A 20730-nucleotide genomic window follows, 5' to 3' on the forward strand; every position below is an offset into this window, starting at 1 on the left:
TCCCGTCCCCCGTGCCTATTTGCGCGCTGCTGCCGCCGCAAACGAATTGTCCACCGCGCCAGCATATGTCACGCTGCCCGGCTTGATGTTGCCGAGGGACTCCTGCAGGGCCAGCGCGTTACGGAACGCCGGCTCGGAAATCTCGGGCGTCGCTGCGTAGATCTCCTGATCGATCAGGCGCTGTACAGCGCTGTCGACCACCTTCGGGTCAAGCGTCGGAAACTCGGTCCGCGCAACAGCCTTCGCCGTATCGGGCGAGTGCTGGATCAGCGCCTCGGCCTCGCCGATCGATTTCACAAACGCAGCGACCATCTGCGGCTTGGCTTTGATCGTGGAAGCGAGCGTGTCCATGCTGGAGAACGCATAGCCGCCCGGATAGGCCCTGGGGAACCCGTAGACGATCCGGTAGCCCTGTGACAGCCCGGTATCGACCTGCGGCTCGTAAAGCGCCGCCGCTTCGTCGCGCCCCGCGCTGACCGGTGCGAGCTCCGTGCCGATCTGCACGGTGTCGAGCTTCACGTTAGCGAGCTTTCGCTCGCTGACGAGGCGCTGCAGAAGATAGGTACTTGTCGTCGGCGGCAGCGCAGTGGCCACGCTCTTGCCGGCGAGATCGGACACCTCCTTAACCGACGAGCCCGGCGGCGCGATGATCCAGACGGGCACGCCTGCAACCACGTTCGCCACATTGACGAGCGACGCGCCCTTGAGGTTGGCAAGCATCGCCGTCATCGGGTCCTGCAGCGAAAAGTCCGCGTGACCGCCGATCACCGCAGCCACTCCGGCTGCGCCGCCGCCGGCCGTCACTTTCTGCACCGTGAGACCGTTCTTTGCAAACAAACCTTTGTCGAGCGCTACGTAAAGCGGCAGATACTGAATCGACTGAAAAGCCTGATAGACGACTACCGGCTCGGCAGCAACCGCCATGCGGGCCCCGGAAGCGGCGAGCGCCGCCACAAGGCAAGTGCCCAGAAACTTCACCGTTTTCTTTTCCATGTAATCACCTTTGCTTCCGTAAATTGAACAATCCAGCTCAGAATCGATGCCATCAACGTGAGAACGATAATGCCCAGCCAAACAGTATTGAGGTCAAACAAAGAGCCAGCGACGAACACTTCGTGACCCACTCCCGCCTGCGAAGCGATGTATTCGCCCACTACCGCGCCGATCAGCGCGAAGCCGATGTTCACGCGCAGTGTCGAGAAGATCCACGGCAGTGCGCTAGGCACGATCAGTTTGCTGAAGATCATGCCCGGCTTCGCCTTGAACGAGCGGAACAGATTCAGCAGGTCCTGATCCACCTCGCGCGCCGCGGCGCACGCGGAAATCATCGCAACCGCGAACGTGGAGATGCCGGCCAGCCAGATCTTCGAGGCCATGTCCGAGCCGAACCAGATGACAATCAGCGGACCGAGCGCAATCTTCGGAATGCTGTTCAGAATGACCGACAGACCTTCGGCCACGCCTGAGACCCTCGGCACGAACCAGAGCAGCAGCCCGAGGCCGATACCGAGTCCGCTGCCGACCACGAGGCCCATCAGCGTTTCGAAAAGCGTCGCCAGCGTGTCTGGGACGAGTGTGCCCTGCGGCGAAAGGCCCAACACCGCAGCCCGGTAGATTCCCTCGGGCGAGCCGAAAAGGCGGCCGTTGACCCAGCCAAGCGTAACCGCCAATTGCCAGCCAGCCACAATCACGACGACGATCGCGACGACAATGCCGGTCGTGCCAAGCGTTTTGGAACGGCCGCTTGCTGCGCGCTTGCTCGTGACCGTTGGTGAGATCGCGACGTCGCTCATGCCGAGGCTCCCGCGTGCTGGATTGAGTACCCGCGCAATCCGTTCCAAATGCGCGAGTGGTAGGCACGGAACTCGGGCGCTTCGCGCGCCGATACCGCCGTACGGGGCCCCGAGGTGGAGAGTCGAACGTCGATGTTGTCTTCGATGCACGCCGGGCGTCCGCCAAGGAGAATGACGCGGTCGCTCATCGCGATTGCCTCCTCGATGTCGTGCGTCACGAGAATTACGCTGGTGCCGTTTTGCTTGCGCAATTCCATGACGTCGTCCTCCAGCGTCAGGCGGGTTTCGTAGTCGAGCGCCGAAAACGGCTCATCGAGGAGCACGAGCGTCGGATCGACGAGCAGCGTGCGGGTGAGCGCTACGCGCTGGCGCATGCCGCCCGAAAGCGCGTGCGGATGCGCGTCGGCGAAGGAATCGAGGCCGTAACGCGCCAGCATTTGTCTCGCGCGCTCGATGTCCTCGCGCCGAACCTTGCGGTAAAGCTCGATGCCCAGCACCGCGTTTTCCAGCACCGTGCGCCATGGCAGCAGCAAGTCCTTTTGCAGCATGTAGGCGATGCGCCCCTCGCCGCCATCGGCGCGTCGGCCGACTTCCACGCGCCCGGATTGCGGCGTGAGCAGCCCCGAAATGAGATTGAAGAGCGTGCTCTTGCCGGCCCCGCTGCGCCCGACGATCGACACGATTTCGCCACTACCGACGCTGAAATCCAGCCTATCGAAAATGGGCACGCTGTCACCGTCGGCGGTCTGGAACGCATGACTCAGCTCGCAAACCCGCAAGCGCTCACTGCGCTTGGCCGCAGGCGCTGAGACCTCCGCCCGGTGCGGCGAAGAAAAATTGGGTGAACTCATGGACAGACATCCTTGGAAGAAACGCAATTGCAAGCGTGATGCAGCAAGACCACCCTCCTTCCTGCCCTCGCCGCTGCGGTCCTCAAAGACCGGTGCGGCGCCGACACGGAAAACTGTGCATCAGGAATAATGCATAATGCACACTTCAAAAAAAGACGCCAACGAATCAAAAAAGCAGGACGCCTTGCCGGTCGCAAGTGCGCATTGACTCAAATTATTTGTTACCGAGTCGAGGGACGTTGCCTCATGTAATTTGCTCGACTGTCAGACGGCTGGCAGAAGCGACTTATGACGAGACGACTCAGCATGACGACACGACGGGACGCGATTTCGCATCTGCTCGCGTAACGGAACATCGCCCAACGCCGTCATACTCAATCCCGCTGTAAGTGACCCAAATGCCACTTGACCCCTCCACCTTGCGCGCTGCCAGCTTACGATGACGGCCGCGACCACCCAGCAGCATGCTGATATTCGCGATGTTCTATGCGATCCTAACGCCCGTCCACATGAATTGGTTTTTTAGCGCACCTGTATAGAAAGTGTCGGCTTTGTCCTCTCCGAAGTTGCACCGTGTGAAACCCATGCCTCGAGCCAAACCCAAACGATTGCCCGGCAACTTCACGTTGGCGCTCGTCGCCACCGTGATCGCCGCCAGCTTGCTGCCCTGCCGCGGGCACACCGCCGTCTCCGTCAACCTGATCGCAAACATTGCAATTGGCCTGCTGTTCTTCCTGCATGGCGCCAAGCTGCCGCGCGGAGCAATCGTGGACGGTGCGAGGCATTGGCGTCTGCACCTTGTCGTCCTGCTCAGCACGTTTGTGCTGTTTCCGCTGCTCGGTCTCGCGCTGAGGCCGGTACTGGCGCCGCTCGTCACGCCGGCACTGTACATGGGCGTCCTGTTCCTGTGCACGCTGCCTTCCACCGTGCAATCTTCGATCGCCTTCACGTCGATCGCCAAAGGCAACGTGCCGGCTGCCGTGTGCAGCGCGTCGGCCTCCAGCCTAATTGGGATTTTCATCACGCCGCTGCTCGTGAGCGTCACGTTTACGAAGCAGAACGCGGGCTCGAGCGCGTCGCTGAATGGCATCTGGGATATCGTGCTGCAGATCCTCATGCCGTTCATCGCAGGCCAGTTGCTGCGGCCTTGGATCGCCACTTCGCTCGAACGCGGCATGCCGGTGCTGCGGTATGTCGATCAGGGCTCGATCCTGCTGATCGTCTACACGGCTTTTAGCGAGGCCGTGACCGAGGGCTTGTGGCACCGGACACCCGTGGCGGCACTCGGCGGCCTGGTTGTGGTCGACGCCGTGCTGCTGATGGTGGCGCTGCTGGTCACGGGCTTTACCGCCAAGCGGCTCGGATTCAACAAGGCAGACCAGGTTGCGATTGTGTTCTGCGGATCGAAAAAAGGCCTGGCTTCCGGCATATCGATGGCGAAGGTGCTCTTCTCGGGCCCCACGGTCGGGGCCGTCGTGCTGCCGCTGATGCTGTTCCACCAGATCCAGTTGATGGTCTGCGCCGTCCTCGCCCAGCGCTGGCATACACGCTACACGTGTGGTGAAGCCATGCCACAGGCCGCGAGCAAACCTGCCGCTGTTGATGTTCGCTAATTTTGCCAGCGGCAAAACAGCATAAGCCTATTGGAATAAGAGGGAGGGTGCGTGAACCGGTACCGCGTTGACGACGGCTGCGCTTACCGGCTTTTTCGCAAGCCGATGCTTGTAACAATGGCTCCTTGCTGACCGTTCGTTCATGCCAGCCAGAAGTCCTTGCGATATGGGCTAACGTCATACAGCGATGCGAGAAACCTGCCGTAGCCGTCATTAAGATCGTCACGCGCCGAAACTCAAGACAAGGTCCAGAAATGACTGTCAGCTACTGATAGCCATGCAAGATGAGCCGTTGACCCACGAGCAATCACTGGATGCACCGCGACTCTGTCGACGATGTGTGCAATGAATCAGGCGCCTCGTATGTGATCCCGCGAACGATTTCCTCGCCGCACGCACAAGCCGGTCTCGTCCGGAATGGAGTTGGGCGCGACCCTGAAAATCGCCCGAACGGTCGCTTCCCAGGTTATGGATAGTTCGAGAAGCGCGATTCAGGCGATGCGGCCGGCGCGACCGGCCGAGAAGATCCACACCATCCCGTGGTCCACGGTCGCGACGCGAACGCCGTCTGTACGACGGACTTGAATGCATTGCCTGCACTTCGTGTTGAATTGATGGAGTGCGAAATTCGCACTCACACCGGAATCTTGTGTTCGTAGTCGATGCCAATCAAACACACCAGGAGACCCACCCCCATCGCGACGAAGCACATCAACGCGAGGAAATATGAGCCGGTGTATTGAACGATTGCGCCGACCACGATCGGAATCGCCATGCCGCCGAGGTTTCCGCCGAAATTTAGCAAGCCGCCGAGCGCGCCGACCTTGTTGCGCGTAGCGAGCATCGCGGGAATCGACCAGTACAGCCCGCCCCAGCGCAGGAAGAACAAGGTCGCCGACAGCAGGATGACAACCATCCTTGGATTCGTCGCATAGGCCACGCAAAACACCGAGATCGTGGCCACCACCCCGGCAATGCCGAACATGACGCGCATCACCAGGTTGAGCGCTGCACCGCTCGCAAGCCATTTATCGGCGATAAAGCCGCCCACCACTTCGCCGACGAAGCCGCACATAAATATCAGGAAGCTCGCATTGCCCATTTGCTGCAGGTCGAAACCATGGACCTTGTGCAGATAGGTCGGCATCCAGGTAAGGAACCCATAGTAAAGTGTCGTGCAGCACATAAAGCCGAAAAACATCAGCCACACCGACCGGAACCTGAAGAAATCAATCGATCGGCCTGACAGCTCCTTGGCCTCCTTGGCATGCTCCAGCGCCTGAGCTCGCTCAATATGGAGCGCTTCGGCCTCGTTGACGCCCGCATGCTCGCGCGGCTGATTCCTGATATACCGCCATGCAACCATGCCGCACAGGATCGTGCCGATACCAGCGATCGCGAACGCGGAGCGCCACGAGTGCATGACCAGAATCAGCCATGCGATCAGTACCGAACCAAATGCCGCACCGAGCGGCGAGCCGCCGTCCATCAGCGAAGCGCCGCGTACACGCTCGTGTTGCGTAAGCCATGCGGCGTTGAGCGCGCCGCCCGCCGAGGCAACGGGGGCCTCGGCAACGCCGAGACCGATCCGCGTCATCAGCAGACCCGACGAGCTGGTCGCAATGGCCGCCAGCGCCTGAAAGCCGCCCCAGAACAGCGTACAAAGCGCAAGGACGGCACGCGGCTTGAAGCGATCGACGAGTTGGCCGCCCGGGATCTGCATCAACGTGTACGACCAGAAGAACGAACTGAGAATGAAGCCCTGCATCACGGGTGACAGCGAGAATTCCTTCGTGAGCAGCGGCATCGCGACCGATAGGGAGGCACGGTCGATATAGTTCACCGTCACGAGCAGCAGCATGACCAGAAAGATGTTCCAGCGCACTGACGTCTTCGGCTCGGCGTACGCTGCTGCCGAATCTATTGGTCTGATCATTCCGACTCCTCGCTATCGCATGGTATCCATCTAATGAACCGAATGTAGAAGGCCAATATTAATAAGCGATAATCGAAAGTGAGCTCACCGTCTGATAGAAATTCCCGATCATGGGCCATTCCCTGCAGCAAATCGAAACGTTCTACTGGACCGCCCGGCGAGGCGGCTTTCATGCAGCGGCGCACCAGCATTTGACGTATCCGACGATCTACGCCCGCATTCAGGAACTCTGGCGCAGGCGGAAAGGATTCTGAAACTCGCCGACGAGTTCGGCCGCGGCATCTGGTCGCCAATCCCGGTGGCCGGTATTAGTCTGGCCGGCCCGATCCACTGCCCGATACAGATAAACCCATTTGCCGCGAATCTCCAGATAGGTTTCGTCAACACGCCATGACCGCCCTGCGGGCGTCCCAAAATGGTTCCACCTTTTGACGAACTCCGGCGTGAAACGCTTCACCCAACGCAGGATCGTGGTGTGTGCCAGCGCCAACCCCGCTCCGCTATCATCTCGACCAGATCACGCAAACTAAGCTTGTAGCGAAGGTACCAGCGCACACACAGAATGATGATCTCACGATCACAATGCCGCCCATCGAACAACCCACCCGTCGTCTTCAGCTTGCTCATCACCAGCCATCAGTTCGTTTGTTTCGACAACTCTAACCGATTTCGCCTTCCTATTTGCACCATGTATGGACGACTCCCAGTTGTCAAGCAGTCTGACTCTCTGGCATTGGGTCGAGGTTGCGGCCATGTATCCGGGCTCGATTCGCAGCGCTCGCTGCAGGCCCACGATGAATATCCGCGAGTGGGTACCCCATCAGAGCCACGGGCTTGATTGCCCTTGGTGCAAAGCGGGTTTGGCCCACCACAGTCCGACCGTTCTGTCATCGAATTGAAGTCTGCTCAAGCAACCTCTGGAAGGTAGGTGTTGCTCTTACGCTTAGAACCTGGGCCTGTTAAACCGTCACGTCAGTTCGCACGGGAACATGGCTAACCTGGTAGACCTGCTTGCGTATTAGCAAGGCCCACGCCGGTCGGGCGTTCTTTGCTGCAAGCGCGACGGCAGCGATGTTTTTGTGCCGACGTCGACATAGTTTCATGACCCACGAATCGTTCATTTCAGGCTTATTGGCTGCCATACGAATAACAGCGCGAGCGCCGTGAATCAGAAGTGTTCGTAGTGCTGTGTCACCACGCTGATATGACTCCCGTTCCACTCCATGATCCTGGAATAGAGCCTTTGCAAGGTCCAGTCCGACAGCGGCTATCTTCATGATGAACGCTCCTTTGCCGTGGAAGTCACGACTTCTCCACTTTGGCATATGCCGAGCCCCGAAGGGCGGGAGTCGTCCATCACATCAGAGCCAAAATTAGATGGTGCATTTAACGACGCTAGCTGCTGATCGACGCGCCCGCACCCTCGCGAGCGCATCGACTTTCAGGTAGCAAATGAACTCGATCAGAATCGCACGCGTATGCCCGCAGTGACGGCCACCTGCTCATTCGAGCTCGACATCGATAGCCCATTGATCACCGCATGGATGCCACTGTCGCCAGTGTCGCTGACATGCTGGTACACACCTTGAAGATAAACGTCAGTGCGTTTGGACAGCGCATAGTCCGTCTGCAGCGTGAACTGGTTCCACTTCGGCGCTACGCCGTCGATGCGACTATCGGTAAAGGTATAAGCCGCGGAAACCGAGACCGCCGGAGTCAAGTTGTAGCGTCCATTCAGTTCATAGTTGCTAAAGCGCGCACTATTATTGACAAAGGAAAGTCCATTCGACGTGCCGGACGCTGAGGCTCCGATTCCGGTCAGATTACCAATGATCGATTGCGTGAACACGAGACCCACCGTTGCGTTAGCAAACGTGTAGTTAGCTCCCGCGCCCCATGTGCGCTGCACACCAGATGTAAAGGTCACATCGTTAGTCACCGCTCCGCCCGAGTTCAGGTCCGTCCCGCTGTTGTTCAGCTGTAAATAGCCAGCAGCAAAGTTGAGAGCACCATAGTTGTACGACGCGCCCATGCTGTACGCACGGTTTGTCGCGAAGTTGCCCGCGCTATTTGAGAAACCATACAGGCCGCCGAATTTGAGCCCGCCATAGTTCACGCTTGCGTACTTGATCGAATTGTTGATGCGGAAAGAATTGTCGAGGTTGTCGTTATCAAACGGATGAGCAGCTTGTGTTCCCCCGTATCCCGTACCCGTGAGCGAAAGAGGTGCAAGGTAGTCGACCACTGAATCGTACTGACGGCCCAGCGTGACAGCGCCATATTGCTCGCTTGACAGACCAACGAACGCCTGTCGTCCAAATTCGAGGCCATTCTGACCCAGTTTTCCATTGGCGATATTGAAGCCGTTTTCAAGCACGAAGACCGCTTTAAGACCTCCGCCCAGGTCTTCGCTTCCGCGCAGACCGAATCGACTGCCATTGACCGATCCACTCGTCTCCTGAAAGTTGCTGCTACCGCCCTGGTTATTCGTGTACGTCAGGCCGGCATCGATAAGGCCGTAGAGTGTCACGCTGCTTTGCGCGTGAGCAGTGGCTGCGAGGGCAAATGCGCTCGATGCTCCGAGCATCATAAGAGTTCTTTTCATCGTAATCTCCTTCAGAGAAAATTTACCGCGCATGAAAAATGTCATTTCGGCGCGGCCTATACGCAGCAAGGCAACGGGCTGATGGCACTGCACCCGTTGGTCAGCGATTAGAACCGAATGAAGAACGCGCGCTGTGGGGTGTTGACAACGCCTGCGCTTACCGGCTGTTTCGCAAGCCGATGCGTGTAACAATGGCTCCCCGCTGGCTGTTCGTTCATGCCAGCCAGAAATCCTTGCGGTACGGGCTGACGTCATGCATCGATGCGAGAAACCTCGCGCAGCCGTCAATGAGATCGTCACGCGCCGAAACTCAAGATAAGGTCCAGGAAGGACTGTCAGCTACTGATAGCCATGCAAGATGAGCCGTTGACCCGAGAGCAATCAATGGATGCACCGCGACTCTGTTGATGACGTCTGCAATGTATCTGGCGCCTCGTATGTGATGCGGGAACGATTTCCTCGCCGCACACACAGGCCGGTCTCGTCCGGAATTGAGTTGGGCGCGATCTTAAAAGTCGCTCGAACGGTCATTTCGCAGATTATGGATAGTTCGAGAAGCGCGATTCAGGCAATGCGGCCGGCGCGACCGAATAGCCCGGAATACTTGCACGGAATTGTTGCTGCAATGCATTATCAATGTGGCTCAAACCATTAAGTTGCAGTTGCATCAGGACGCGCGTGCCTGTAGCGGGTGTCGTTGTCGAACTGATGTTCGTGTACTTTTGAAAGGCAAGGCTAATGCCCCAACAGTCAGCCGGGTATTGCAGGCCAATCAACCCGGCGAGTACCCGATGACTGACAATGTCGTAGTCGATCTGGCCGACACCAGATAGGCGCCGCGTCAATGGCCACTCCCCCGAGAGCAGAACCTGATTCTCCGTCTCGTTGTCGAGTGTCGCGTTGGCTCTCGCGTACAGGTACGCCGCGTTGAGGATCTTCCCATCGGCGCGCTTCCACCCAATGCCTATCGTCGCTTGCGTGAACTCATCGCTGGACTGGTTGTATTCGATCCCTTGCTGAACCGACACAGTGCCGATGTTCAACGAGTCGCCAACGATAAGATTCGACGGGCCAACCGTCGGCGGCGAATCGCCTGCCATAGTCACCTGCGTGTTCCGGAAGTAGTATTCCTGCGCGAGTACAAAGCGCGCCAACTCATTGCCGTTCGCGGCATCGACGAAGCGCGTGGTGAGTCCCGCCGTGATGCGGTTCATATCCGATACGCGGTCGCCGCCGACAAAGCGATTGCTTGTGAAAACCTCAGCGAGGCCGAAGTCGAGCGGCGCGGTGTCGAAGATGGCCGCGTAATTCTGGTTTCGGTACGGCGTGTAAACGTAATAGAGTCGAGGTTCCAGCGTCTGCATCAGACCGACACCGAAGAGATTCACATTACGCTCGAACGTCATACCGGAATCGAAAGATAGCGTCGGCACGTTGAAGCTAAAGGTCTTCGGTTGGCCCGACGGCGCATCCGCGCCGATCGAACTCAGGTCGTACGAAGCAACATGCCACTGCAGTTTGGGTATCGCATACCAGCTGGGCCGCCCGAACTCATAGCTGACATAGGGGTCGAACAGAAGCCGCTCGCCTTGCGTCGAATTTGCAACCGGGATTGTGAAACGCGTTGCGTTCCATGTCGCGCCGAAGTCGAAGCCCTCGACATCGTAGCGCGCGTACTTGACGTTCACTTCAGGCTCCCGGTTATACGGCGGAGTCGTATCGGAGAACGACTGCCAGTACTGCACGCGCGTCAGCACGGACCAAGGTCCCTGGTTGAAAGCAACACCCGCTTCCTGCTGGAACAGGCTTTGGCCGCCGACCACCAACGAGCTCGAATTCGCGAGGTCCGTCGTCACGTTCGCATCTGAAACGCGATGGTAGTTCACGTAAGCAGAGAAACCTACACCCAGTGTCTGTTGATGCTGAAAGGAAATCGAGTAACGGTCGGTGTTCGTCAATGCATCGTGCGGAAGATAGGCTAATGACAGCGACCCAGAATACGACGGCGTCAGATAACGATACTCAGTCGTCAGCATCACGCCGCGTTTCGACATCAAGCGTGGTGTGAGTGTCAGGTCATAGTTCGGCGCGAGATTGAAGTAGACGGGCACCGCGATATCGTAGCCGTTCGTCGAGCTAAGCGAGAAAGTAGGCGGCAGAATGCCGCTTCGACGCGTCCCGTCGAGGGGAAACGACAACCACGGCGACGCGAAGATCGGTACGCCGAGGAAAAACAGAACGCCGTTATGCGCAACGCCGCTGTTTTGTGCATTGTCGAGCTCGAGCCGCGACGCACGCACATACCACGTTGGATGGTCGACACACTGGCACGTCGTATACGTGCCGTCGTAAAGCGTTTCTTGCTGATCGTCGTGCAGTTCAACGAGGGAACCGCTGCCGTTGCCGTCGCTCAGAATGAAATAGTATCGCGGCGTCGTCATCATGCCTTCGTTCGCATCGACACGGAGATGCGCGTAGGGTCCGACAAACCGATTACCGTCGCGAGTCAGCACCACGTTGCCGAACGTATCCGCGACGTCCTGGTCGACGTCGTAATGGATCGCGTCAGCCTGTACGATAGAAGTGGCACGACGCAACTCAGCACTGCCCTTCAGTGACAGATCCGCATCGTATGTACCCGTGACTTCGCTACCGAGACCGAAAGTCGCGGCCGACATGCCTGGCGCGAGCGGATGCTCGTAAAGCTGCGGCGCGAGCGACAGGCTCCATGGGTCGTTCGTCTGTTCCGGCTGCGCGGCTACGCTGCTGGATTGCGCATACACATGACTCATGCATACAGGCAGCAGGAACAGGACATCGAGCGACCATCTGAGTATCCACGAGCGCACCCGACGCACGACTGGAACACAATGGACCAGCGACACGGCGCAGCAAAGGGGCCTGAGCGCGGAAACGACTGCCCTTCCGGATATGGAGCGCACAGCCACCCGCGTTACTAGAAGGACGTTCCGATCTGAAACTGGAACTTCTGATACTGGTCGCCGGCATGCCGGACAATCGGAAGCGCATAGTCGAGCTTGAGCGGGCCAATCGGCGAGATCCACTCGAGACCTACCCCATAGCTGTAGCGCAAGCCATTCGCGCCCACACTGCTGCCCTCGTTGCCCCAGACATTGCCGCCGTCAACGAACGCAAATACGCGCAACGTACGGTCATATCCCGTGCCGGGCAGCGGGAACGTCGTTTCGATATTGCCGACGAGCATCCTCGATCCGCCGATCGGATCGCCGGTCGTCACGTCGCGAGGCCCGAGCGAGCCCGGTTCGAAGCCTCTGACTGAACCGATCCCGCCCGCATAGTAGTTCTTGAAGATCGGGTACGGTTTGCCGTCCAGTCCGTTTCCATAGCCACCCTGAAAATTGAGGCCAAGGACAAACCCACGTGCAAACGAGTAATAGTATTGGGCCTGAATGTCCCCCTTGTAGTATGTCGTCGTGGCTATCGGCGTACCGTACTCGGCGTTGGCCTGCATATAGTAGCCGCGGCTTGGCACGAGCGCGCTATCCCGGTTGTCGCGCGACCAGCCGACGCTCACCGGCACATTGTTCGACACGCGACCAAACTGGTTAACGTAGTCGATGTAGCTTTGCGGCGTGGTTGAATCGACGTCGAGCCGGTTTTGCTCCAACCCGAGGCCGAAATAAACCATGTCGGATTCGGAGAAAGGAATGCCGAATTTAGTGTCCGCACCAAACGTAATAACGCGAAAACTCGTGTCCGTGGTCGACGAGTAGTACAGCGGATAAGAGGTCCGGTAGTAGGCGTCGGTGATGCGTTTGATGCCGTCGATCGTAAAGTAAGGATCGGTCTGGGAAACGGAGAGCGCTCGCGCGGTCGAGGACGTGTTCACATTCAGCGCCAGGCTGGTGCCGGAACCAAACACATTGTCCTGAGACACACCCGCCGAAATGATCGGTCCTTCACCCGAACCGTAGCCCAATCCCAGCGTCAAACTGCCCGTTGGCTTTTCAGTGACTTTTACAATGATGTCGGCCTGGTCCGGTGTCCCTTCAACCGGCACGGTCGTCACTTCGACGTCGGTGAAATAGCCAAGCCGGTTGATCCTGTCTTTCGAAAGAACAAGACGGGACGAGTCGAACCAGGCATCCTCCATCTGACGCATCTCACGCCGCACGACTTCATCGCGTGTACGCGTGTTGCCTTCAATGGTGACATTGCGAATATACACGCGACGACTCGGATCGATCTTCAGTGTCAGGTCGACCCGGTGATGCTCCTGATCGCTTTGCGGCACGGCATTGACCGTCGCGAACGCGTAACCATAATCCCCCAGCTTCTGCACGATGGCTTTCGTTGTCGCCTGAAGTTTTTGTGCCGAAAAGAGGTCACCTGCCTTGATTGTGACAAGCTTCTCCAGTTCCGCTTTTCGGTCCAGAAGATTGCCGTCGAGCCGGATGCTGGAAACGGTGTATGGCTGACCCTCATGCACGGAGACAGTGAGGTACATCTCCTTCCTGTCGGGCGTGAGCTGAACCTGTGTCGACTCGATGCTGAATTCGAGGTACCCACGGTCAAGATAGAAATTGCGGATATTGTCGAAGTCGCCGGCCAGTTTTTCCTTCGTATAGAGGTCGTTCTTCGTGTACCAAGAGAACCAGTTCGGTGCCGACTCCTGCATCTCATCGTTCAACGTGCGATCGTCAAACACCTGATTGCCGACGAAGTTGATCTGGCGAATTTTTGCGCTCGGGCCTTCGACAACCGAGAACAATAAGCCAACGCGATTCCGGTCGATTGGCGAAATCGTCGTCGTCACGTCGGCCGCGTAGTAGCCGCGTGTCAGGTATTGACGTTTTAGTTCCTGCTCGGCCTTATCGATCAACGCCTTGTCGTAATACGCGCCAGCGGACAGCCTGACGCTCTTGAGCGCCTTGGTCAGATTGTCTTTATCGAATTCATGTACGCCGGCAAAATCAATCGTAACGATAGCTGGCCGCTCCGCCACTTGCACGACGACCACGTCTCCGTCAGCGGAAACCTTCACGTCCGCAAAGAATCCCGTTGCGTAGAGTTGACGGACAATATCCGAAGCCGATTCATCTGTGAATCTGTCGCCACGCTTGATGGATATATAGGAGTAGACCGTACTCGTTTCGATGTGCTGCAGTCCCTCGACACGAATATCGCGGACGACGAATGGCGTGGCCGCATGCGAAAGAGGCATGATCAGCGCATTCAACATGATGGGAGTCCAACTCTTCAACGCGAGCCTAAAGATCCGCCTCACGATCGTCATCAGCCCCTCTCCCGAATCACGTCGCTCTGTGCAACGCTGCCGCCTCGCTCCCACGATGCGAGCCCGGACACGGGATTTTCGGCGTAGCCCACCGTTTGACGAACCTCTGCGTAGCCAGTAAATGCGGGCGGATGCGTCATCGCGCGAGGTGCGTACGGGCCTTGAGGTAGCAATCCATCCGTATGCCATTCGAGGCCTGACCAATCGCCTGGGTCGCACAGGGCGACATGCAGGCACACATTCTCGGATCCGCGCTCTTCGTTGCCACTCTGCCCTTTATCAACGGAGATATATGAAGCTGCTTGAAGCAATGCAGCGTAGAAACCGGGAAAGACGACTCTCACCATGATGTGCTCCTGCTGCTCGACGGAAGATGAGGTCAAGATATACGGCGCGGACACTCTACGAGTTACCGGTTGTTTACCCCGTCTTACTCACCCGCTTGGGACTCCTGATCAGACGAAGTTCGTGGCCTCAAACCACGTGTCAATCATTGCACGCTGGTCCGGCATGTCATTTGACACCGAAAGGATCCGAAAGATAGCAACGGGGTTTGGCGGCTCGATCGTACAAGCAGAGTACACGCCCATAGCGAGTAACTGAAAGTCGCAATGGCAATACCATTAGTTGATCATGGAGCCGGCGACGACACTGGGCGGTTTTACCGTTAACGCCTTACAAAGCCGTTCGACACTCTCCGTCGGCAACGAATAGGCCATCCATCCCACTCCCCGGTGCCGCAGGAGAAGGACGGGCCCCAGTAGCGGCGAATATTCGACATACCAGCATGGGTCCATCTCGAGAGGATAGTTTGATGATTTGACTGGTTCCCGAGGCTGCGGTGGATCAAGAAGGCCGCGCAAGGCAATCAACTGTTGAATCAGCTCGTCCACGGCGGATGTTTGTAGCAGACAGGATCTATCTGCAATGGTGAAACGGAGCACCGGTACATCTGCATAGTCGAAAAGGTCCAATGTCATCGATTCGAACACGGTATTTCCCTTATTTAATGAATCTACTCGGTGTTGCGCGAGGGTATTCGACCTGACACGGACAGTGTCTGCAGATGCGGTTCGTCACATCGCACTAGTGCGGCATGGCGCTATTTGTTTGTCCGCTCATGTTCATTACCACCGCCATACAGCTTTCAAACGAACAAATACCACTGTGCCTATGAGCGGACGATGGGCATGCCACACACAGGCAGTCTAGTTCATGGACAGAATGAATCTAATTCCACTTCGTTTCTTTGCGTTACGCAACGGGCCCTGCCTAAGCAGAAATGAGCGGCGATATGACACCCGTGATGCCCCTCCCTTTGGAAGCGGTTGGGGTGCAATAGCTGATCCGGTCGAGAATCTTCCTGTATAAAGGAGGCCTTATCGAGGACAGGACCGAATTCCATACAGCTACTGCGGCGATTCGTGACGCTCGCGCGTCTTGATGACGGCAGGTGGTCCGAATGCGAAATCGCCGGGAAAAGTATCCATCCCGCAGTGCCCAGTACAGGCATATCTTCCGGAACGCTGATTTCCCATAGCGTAGACCGACGCGAAAGCGTCACCGTCTCGGCAAGCGAAGCGGCGGCGGCGCCGCCCGCGACGAGCGCGTTGACAGCCGAAGTTCCCTTGGGCGTGAGCGTGGCCCCGGCACGAAGCGAAGGCGTCGAAGCGCGCTTCCGCCGCGCTACAGTAAACCCCCGCTCGATGTAAAGCCGCATGCGCCGTGACCATTTTTTGGTGCCGTACCGTGCCCCACGGTTTGCTCATCGATAAGGCGTCTCGAGAAGCCGCTCGCTTAACATATACGGCGCCTCATACCCGCAGCTCCGCAAGCTGTATCAAGGGGCAACGAATGCGCGGGGCAAACGACAAACCTCTCTATCCGGTAGAGAGCGCTGTGGTACCCGAAAGCAATGCATTGGCGGCAATAGCGGAATGACGCGCTGAAGTGCCGGCAGGAACGCGACGCGCAAGGTGCATTGCCGAGGGAATGGAGAGTGGCGCCGCGTTGTTGTGCGGCGTATCGCAGCCCTTAGGCCCGCGATGGTTTCGCGAGGCCGGCGGCATGTCGGCAATCGACTTGCGCCACGATCGGGTTGCTATCTAACGTAGTCCGAACGTGACCAGTCATCGATGGGCACCGCAGGAGACGCTTATGACAATGCGATGTGCGAGTCATTCTTCGGCACGCTCGAAGCCGAGTTGCTCATGCGCGAACACTTCGATACCCTTGATGAGGCCGGGCGGCGCATCTTCTCCTTCCTGGAGGGCTGGTACAACGTACGCCGCCTGAAAAGCAACATCGGTACCGGGCGCCGCTCGAATTCGAAAGCCGGCATGCGCAGGAGCAAACGCCATCGCAGTGCGGGTTGCCCACCGCGGGGCAGCGTCACGGTCGTGACAGTCCCGCCGCCCGGCCGTGACAACCCGAGATCCAACACTCCATGGAGGATCAACCGCACACTAAACCCAACTGCAAATCTGTCCATCCAACCGGGTCAACGTCAGGCCACGATATGAGCCGCCCAGGAGAACGCTATTTTGGAAACGGCGGAACAGGCACTCAGCGATGCGCCGCCTGTGATGACGACTCGCAAACAAAATCGTCGGGTTCTTCTGCCGTTCGGTCCGAACCTCGTCTTGCTATCGCGTCGAGCAGTAGTTGAGTTTCAGGCTAACCGGGTCGTGCTGTACGGACGGAACGGCGGATGCCGCGCCATGGCTATGTTAGGCAACTCGTGGTAGACCATCAGGTGCCATTGCCGCCGCACAGGCACTGCTCGGGCACGCGTCGGTGCAAACGACCGCCGGCTACGCGAGAACCGACTTGTCGCAGTTGCGTACCTTTTGTGGACCGGACGTTCACCGACGGTTGATCAAGGCCCTGTTGAGCGCGACGCGCGGCTTATGCCTGCCTATCGGTCTGCGGCTCGGAATGGATACGTGCCGGCTAAATTGCCACTGCTTTGCGCGGAGATGGACAAGAAAATTACACTCACCTCCGGTAACGGCCCGCCCCCAGTGTTATCGAGCCGATTCTGGCCATCCTGGTCGAGCGGCCGGCGGAAACTCAAACCGCCGGCCGTGGCATTCGCGCGGAGGCCGCTCAAGGCGTGGATCGTAACGCTATCGGTCGGGGGACTGACGAACGCGTGACCCGATAAGACGTTGTAATGTACTGCGGCGCGGGCGATATTGACCCGCGCGCAATTCATCAATAGATTCGATGGGGCCGTCGAATCGGTTTGACGACATTCTGGATCGGGGATATCGTTTTATGAGCGTCGTCCGCAGGTGTGGGGCAATTGCGCTGATCGTGGGCGCGGCGAACTGCGTGTTCGCGCAGCAGGCGTCGTCGCCGGTGGCCACCTTGCGAAATCGGCTGCAAAATATCCACAGCGCGCATTCGATCGACAACGAGCTGGATCGTCTCACCGCGACACTGCAGCTGTCGCAGCAGCAGTGCAGCGAGGTCAAAGTGCTGCTGCAGCAGCACCACGACACGATCCAGGCGCTGCTCGACGGCAATCCGAATGCACCGGACGAATTTCTTCGCGAGCGGATCCATTCGATCAGTGACGATACGCACCGCCAGATCAACGCCTTGCTTACCGACCAGCAGCTCGTGAAGGTGCAGCAGATGCAGGCAGGGATGAGACAGGAAGGCCGCAGCCGCTACATCGACTCGCTGCGAAATCATTGACGCGCAGCGCAGGGGCGATGGCCAGCGTTTTCCCCGGCTCGCAGTGGCACGTTGCCATGATCGAGAAAGGCAAACAGGACGCATACGTGACCGACGATCTTAGGCATGGAGCTTCACGTCGGTGTGGATAGCCAGACGGGTCTGGCACACAGCGCGGTAGTGACGGCTGCGAATGTGCATGACAAGCATCCGCTGCCGGCGCTGCTGCACGGCGACGAGCGGCGTGTCTACGGTGACAGCGCCTATGCGAGCCGGAAGGAACTCATCGCCCGCAAGACCACCCACGCAAGGGACTTTACACAACCAGCGTGTGCGCAATCGCAGTGGTGAAGTCGATGAATCCATGAGCTCGAAAAACCGCAACAAGTCGAAGATTTGGGCCCGGGTTGAACACGTCTTTGCGAGAGTCAAGCGGCTGTGGGGCTTCGGCAAGGTGCGCTATCGCGGCCTTGCGAAGAACGCCATGCGCGCCTTCACTGGACTCGCGCTGCCCAACATCTGTATGAGCCGCACGCGGCTGACGGCACAGCTGCGTCCATAAGCAGCCGAAGTGGGGCGACACGCGCTTGCCAGTCCCTTCAGGCCGGCAAATCGAACTAGTCGCGTTGGTGATTTCCCGTTCCGATTTCAGCCTCAAGCCCGTCGGCGAAAACGGTGGCTTCTTCAACCTAGCCCTGAATCATGACATTCGACACTCACGCCTTGCACGCAAATCACGGTCAACTGCGCCGCATTGCCGGCTCAGCGCTTGCGATCCTGCTGACGTGGCCTTAACGGCTAGGCGTCGAACCGCGCGAAGAAAAGACCACCTCGCTGACGGCCTCCCGGACTTGCGGCGACGATGCTCGCTATGATGGCCCAGATGGTTGATCACGCCCGTCGCAATCGTTTTCCGGGACACGCGTCGATGGTGGGTGCTCGCGGGCACCCCGGCAATCCGTGCGCTCTCGGCCATCGTCTGCGTGGTGCGGGCCCGCCATGCCATGGATCGCGCACCGTTTGGTCTTCGAAGCCACGCTGGCAGGCTGGCAGGCTTCGACAAGGATCGCAGAATATTTCGCAGACGTCGGGCCGGCTGACGCATGAGCGTCACGCTGATGCCGCCGGCAGGGACCTGAATGCGCCAGAACTCAGGCCGCTGCGTAAGGAACTGCTGATGGTGGGCGCGAATCTCGGGCGGAACTCGTTCGGACCGCCACCGGGCTACGTCACGCGATCACGCATCCCAACTGGTTCAGGTTCATCGTGCCGGGCGTTGCCGCCCTGCGTTGGCGCCACGAAACCGGCCTCAGCGCAACGCTCGACGCGTCCCCCCAGGCATTACCCGCTGCCAGGTTCGCTCATGTCACTGGTGCTGGCCGAGCCCCTGCGCGCGCATATTGTAGCGGCCGCGAAGCTGGCGCTCAAATGGGGAAGCTTCGCCCTCGCCGCTTGGGAGACTTTTTAGCCATCCTTCACACGCCTCCACACAATTTCCTTAATTTCACCATCATTGCTGCGCCCTTCCTCCCTATCATCGACTCATCATCGAGGCATCGGCTCCGCGGCGCGCGCGACGTCCGAGCATTCTCGATGCAAGCGCCGCAAACAGCGCGTCCGTCGATTTCAGTTGAGGGGAAACAGGTTCATGACTATCAGTCTTCTTGTCGTTGAGCCGGACCAGACGGTCCGGGATCAATTGCGCGCTCAGCTGCAAATGAGCCAGATCGGGATGTCGGTGCTGTATAGCGCGGCGCAATTGATGAACCGCCTGGAGCTCGAATGTCCGTCAGCGATTCTCATACGCGCCGAAGCACCGATGCAGGGCGAACGCGACGCGCTGCGGCGCTTGCGACAAGCCGGCTACGACATGCCCGTTTTCGTGCTGAGCAAATCTGACGAAGTGGTCGATAAAATCGTTCTGTTCGAACTGGGCGCAGACGATTACATCGTCGACCCGGTCGATCTTCATGAACTGACCGCCCGGATCAAGCGTGCCGTCCAACGCGGCAACCGAACGCTGTGCGACGCCCCCGAGATGCGCGAGAAAATGTCGTTCGGCGACTACGAAATAGACTTCGCGACACGGCGTCTGATCAGGAACGGCGCTGAAATCGCGCTGCGCTCCAGCGAGTTCGCGTTACTCAAGCTTTTCGCGAGCAACCCGATGCGCCTGCTGACGCGCCCGATGGTCAATAGTCAGCTGGGAAGATCCGAGAACCAGAACAACAGCCTCGACGTTGCGGTCTGCCGCCTGCGTACTCTGATCGAGGACAACCCGTCGAGCCCGAAGTTTATCCAGACATTGCGCGGACGCGGCTACATGTTCGTGCCGTCGCCGAAGCAGGACAAAGAACGGCCGGTAAACATCCGCGACCGCGACAGCCGGGGTTGTGCCGCGTCCTCACTCTATCTCCTGCAAAGAGCTGGCCTCGCATGAAATCGAAAACGCGGCGGCGCTCACGCACGCCGTAGACGCACGCGTTGCTGAGGCAAACCCGGATCGTCCGTCAACGTGTGACGCTGGCCGTTGCGATGCGTGCGCACCCGCTGCCGGATCTCGGCTTCGGTCGCGTCGCCCGGCACGGCCATGCACGAATATTCGTCGTTCGCGTTGATCCACTCGACAATCCTGCACGACTCGCCCCACAACGCCACGATCGGCGCCGAAATGCGGCAGCCACGCACCTTCATCACGTTCCTGCCGGCATCCGCCGGTGCGTTGACGCGTTTCGCGGGCGTTCTGCCAATTGCCGTGTCGGCGGCCGTCTTCCGGCCGGACTGGAAATCGCATGAAGCGGCGCCGCTCACGTTTGACGAGAGTTGCATGGAACGTCCCCACTAGTGAATGAAGTGCCCTTTGCCGCCTTTTTGCGGGGTTCATATCAGGGCCACACGATCGTAAGTATCAATCGCGCAGCCACGACGAAGAAAGAATGGAGAAGTTGTGGAGATTTCCCGGCACATGTA

The 20730-nt window shown here is 58.6% G+C and carries 13 protein-coding genes and 4 pseudogenes; 5 read left to right on the plus strand and 12 right to left on the minus strand.

The annotated features are described in order from the left end of the window. Positions 1 to 15: 15 nt before the first annotated feature. Genes P0D96_RS38405 through P0D96_RS38415 form a run of 3 tightly spaced genes read right to left on the minus strand, consistent with a single transcriptional unit; the run spans position 16 to position 2521 of the window. Positions 16 to 993 (minus strand): ABC transporter substrate-binding protein, encoded by a 978-nt coding sequence (locus P0D96_RS38405; RefSeq protein ID WP_408319014.1) that lies wholly within the window; start codon positions 991 to 993, stop codon positions 16 to 18. Then, positions 975 to 1793 carry an ABC transporter permease gene (locus tag P0D96_RS38410; protein ID WP_408319016.1) on the minus strand — a complete coding sequence of 273 codons (819 nt, stop codon included), beginning with the start codon at positions 1791 to 1793 and terminating at the stop codon, positions 975 to 977. The genes P0D96_RS38405 and P0D96_RS38410 overlap by 19 nt, the downstream gene beginning before the upstream one ends. After that, positions 1790 to 2521 carry an ABC transporter ATP-binding protein gene (locus P0D96_RS38415; protein ID WP_408319046.1) on the minus strand — a complete coding sequence of 244 codons (732 nt, stop codon included), beginning with the start codon at positions 2519 to 2521 and terminating at the stop codon, positions 1790 to 1792. Before P0D96_RS38415 ends, P0D96_RS38410 begins: the two co-directional genes overlap by 4 nt. Positions 2522 to 3228: 707 nt before the next feature. Here P0D96_RS38415 and P0D96_RS38420 point away from each other — a divergent pair. Beyond that, positions 3229 to 4257, plus strand: a complete 1029-nt coding sequence (locus tag P0D96_RS38420) for a bile acid:sodium symporter family protein (RefSeq protein ID WP_408319018.1) — start codon at positions 3229 to 3231, stop codon at positions 4255 to 4257. 634 nt (positions 4258 to 4891) lie between these two features. Here P0D96_RS38420 and P0D96_RS38425 read toward each other — a convergent pair. The 8 genes and pseudogenes from P0D96_RS38425 to P0D96_RS38460 form a co-directional block, all read right to left on the minus strand. Further along, positions 4892 to 6193 (minus strand): MFS transporter, encoded by a 1302-nt coding sequence (locus P0D96_RS38425; RefSeq protein WP_408319020.1) that lies wholly within the window; start codon positions 6191 to 6193, stop codon positions 4892 to 4894. Between the two features lie 310 nt (positions 6194 to 6503). Continuing rightward, positions 6504 to 6820, minus strand: a pseudogene (locus P0D96_RS38430) (IS6 family transposase); the annotation flags it as partial. Between the two features lie 332 nt (positions 6821 to 7152). After that, positions 7153 to 7395, minus strand: a pseudogene (locus P0D96_RS38435) (IS110 family transposase); the annotation flags it as partial. 260 nt (positions 7396 to 7655) lie between these two features. Continuing rightward, positions 7656 to 8798 (minus strand): porin, encoded by a 1143-nt coding sequence (locus tag P0D96_RS38440; protein WP_408319021.1) that lies wholly within the window; start codon positions 8796 to 8798, stop codon positions 7656 to 7658. Positions 8799 to 9337: 539 nt separating this feature from the next. Then, positions 9338 to 11590: an LPS-assembly protein LptD gene (locus P0D96_RS38445; RefSeq protein ID WP_408319022.1), complete on the minus strand. Its 2253-nt coding sequence runs from the start codon at positions 11588 to 11590 to the stop codon at positions 9338 to 9340. A 164-nt stretch (positions 11591 to 11754) separates the two neighbouring features. Next, positions 11755 to 13995, minus strand: a pseudogene (gene bamA, locus P0D96_RS38450) (outer membrane protein assembly factor BamA); the annotation flags it as partial. A gap of 80 nt (positions 13996 to 14075) precedes the next feature. Beyond that, positions 14076 to 14423 carry a hypothetical protein gene (locus P0D96_RS38455; RefSeq protein ID WP_408319023.1) on the minus strand — a complete coding sequence of 116 codons (348 nt, stop codon included), beginning with the start codon at positions 14421 to 14423 and terminating at the stop codon, positions 14076 to 14078. A gap of 276 nt (positions 14424 to 14699) precedes the next feature. After that, positions 14700 to 15068 carry a hypothetical protein gene (locus tag P0D96_RS38460; RefSeq protein ID WP_408319025.1) on the minus strand — a complete coding sequence of 123 codons (369 nt, stop codon included), beginning with the start codon at positions 15066 to 15068 and terminating at the stop codon, positions 14700 to 14702. A gap of 1143 nt (positions 15069 to 16211) precedes the next feature. Here P0D96_RS38460 and P0D96_RS38465 point away from each other — a divergent pair. The 4 genes and pseudogenes from P0D96_RS38465 to P0D96_RS38480 all read left to right on the plus strand — a co-directional run bounded on the left by P0D96_RS38465 (position 16212) and on the right by P0D96_RS38480 (position 20200). Then, positions 16212 to 16598, plus strand: a complete 387-nt coding sequence (locus P0D96_RS38465; protein WP_408319027.1) for an integrase core domain-containing protein — start codon at positions 16212 to 16214, stop codon at positions 16596 to 16598. 757 nt (positions 16599 to 17355) lie between these two features. Further along, complete coding sequence (locus P0D96_RS38470; protein WP_408319029.1) at positions 17356 to 17781, plus strand: hypothetical protein; 426 nt, start codon at positions 17356 to 17358, stop codon at positions 17779 to 17781. Between the two features lie 102 nt (positions 17782 to 17883). Next, a pseudogene (locus P0D96_RS38475) lies at positions 17884 to 18322 on the plus strand (transposase); the annotation flags it as partial. A gap of 1086 nt (positions 18323 to 19408) precedes the next feature. Next, positions 19409 to 20200, plus strand: a complete 792-nt coding sequence (locus P0D96_RS38480; protein ID WP_408319048.1) for a winged helix-turn-helix domain-containing protein — start codon at positions 19409 to 19411, stop codon at positions 20198 to 20200. Positions 20201 to 20220: 20 nt separating this feature from the next. Here the strand turns inward: P0D96_RS38480 and P0D96_RS38485 are convergent, their stop codons facing one another. Continuing rightward, on the minus strand, positions 20221 to 20589 hold the full coding sequence (locus tag P0D96_RS38485; RefSeq protein WP_408319031.1) for a DUF2866 domain-containing protein: 369 nt from the start codon (positions 20587 to 20589) through the stop codon (positions 20221 to 20223). Between the last annotated feature and the right edge of the window lie 141 nt (positions 20590 to 20730).

Origin of the sequence: Paraburkholderia sp. RL17-347-BIC-D, from assembly GCF_046027915.1 — a bacterium.
Taxonomy (GTDB): Bacteria; Pseudomonadota; Gammaproteobacteria; order Burkholderiales; family Burkholderiaceae; genus Paraburkholderia.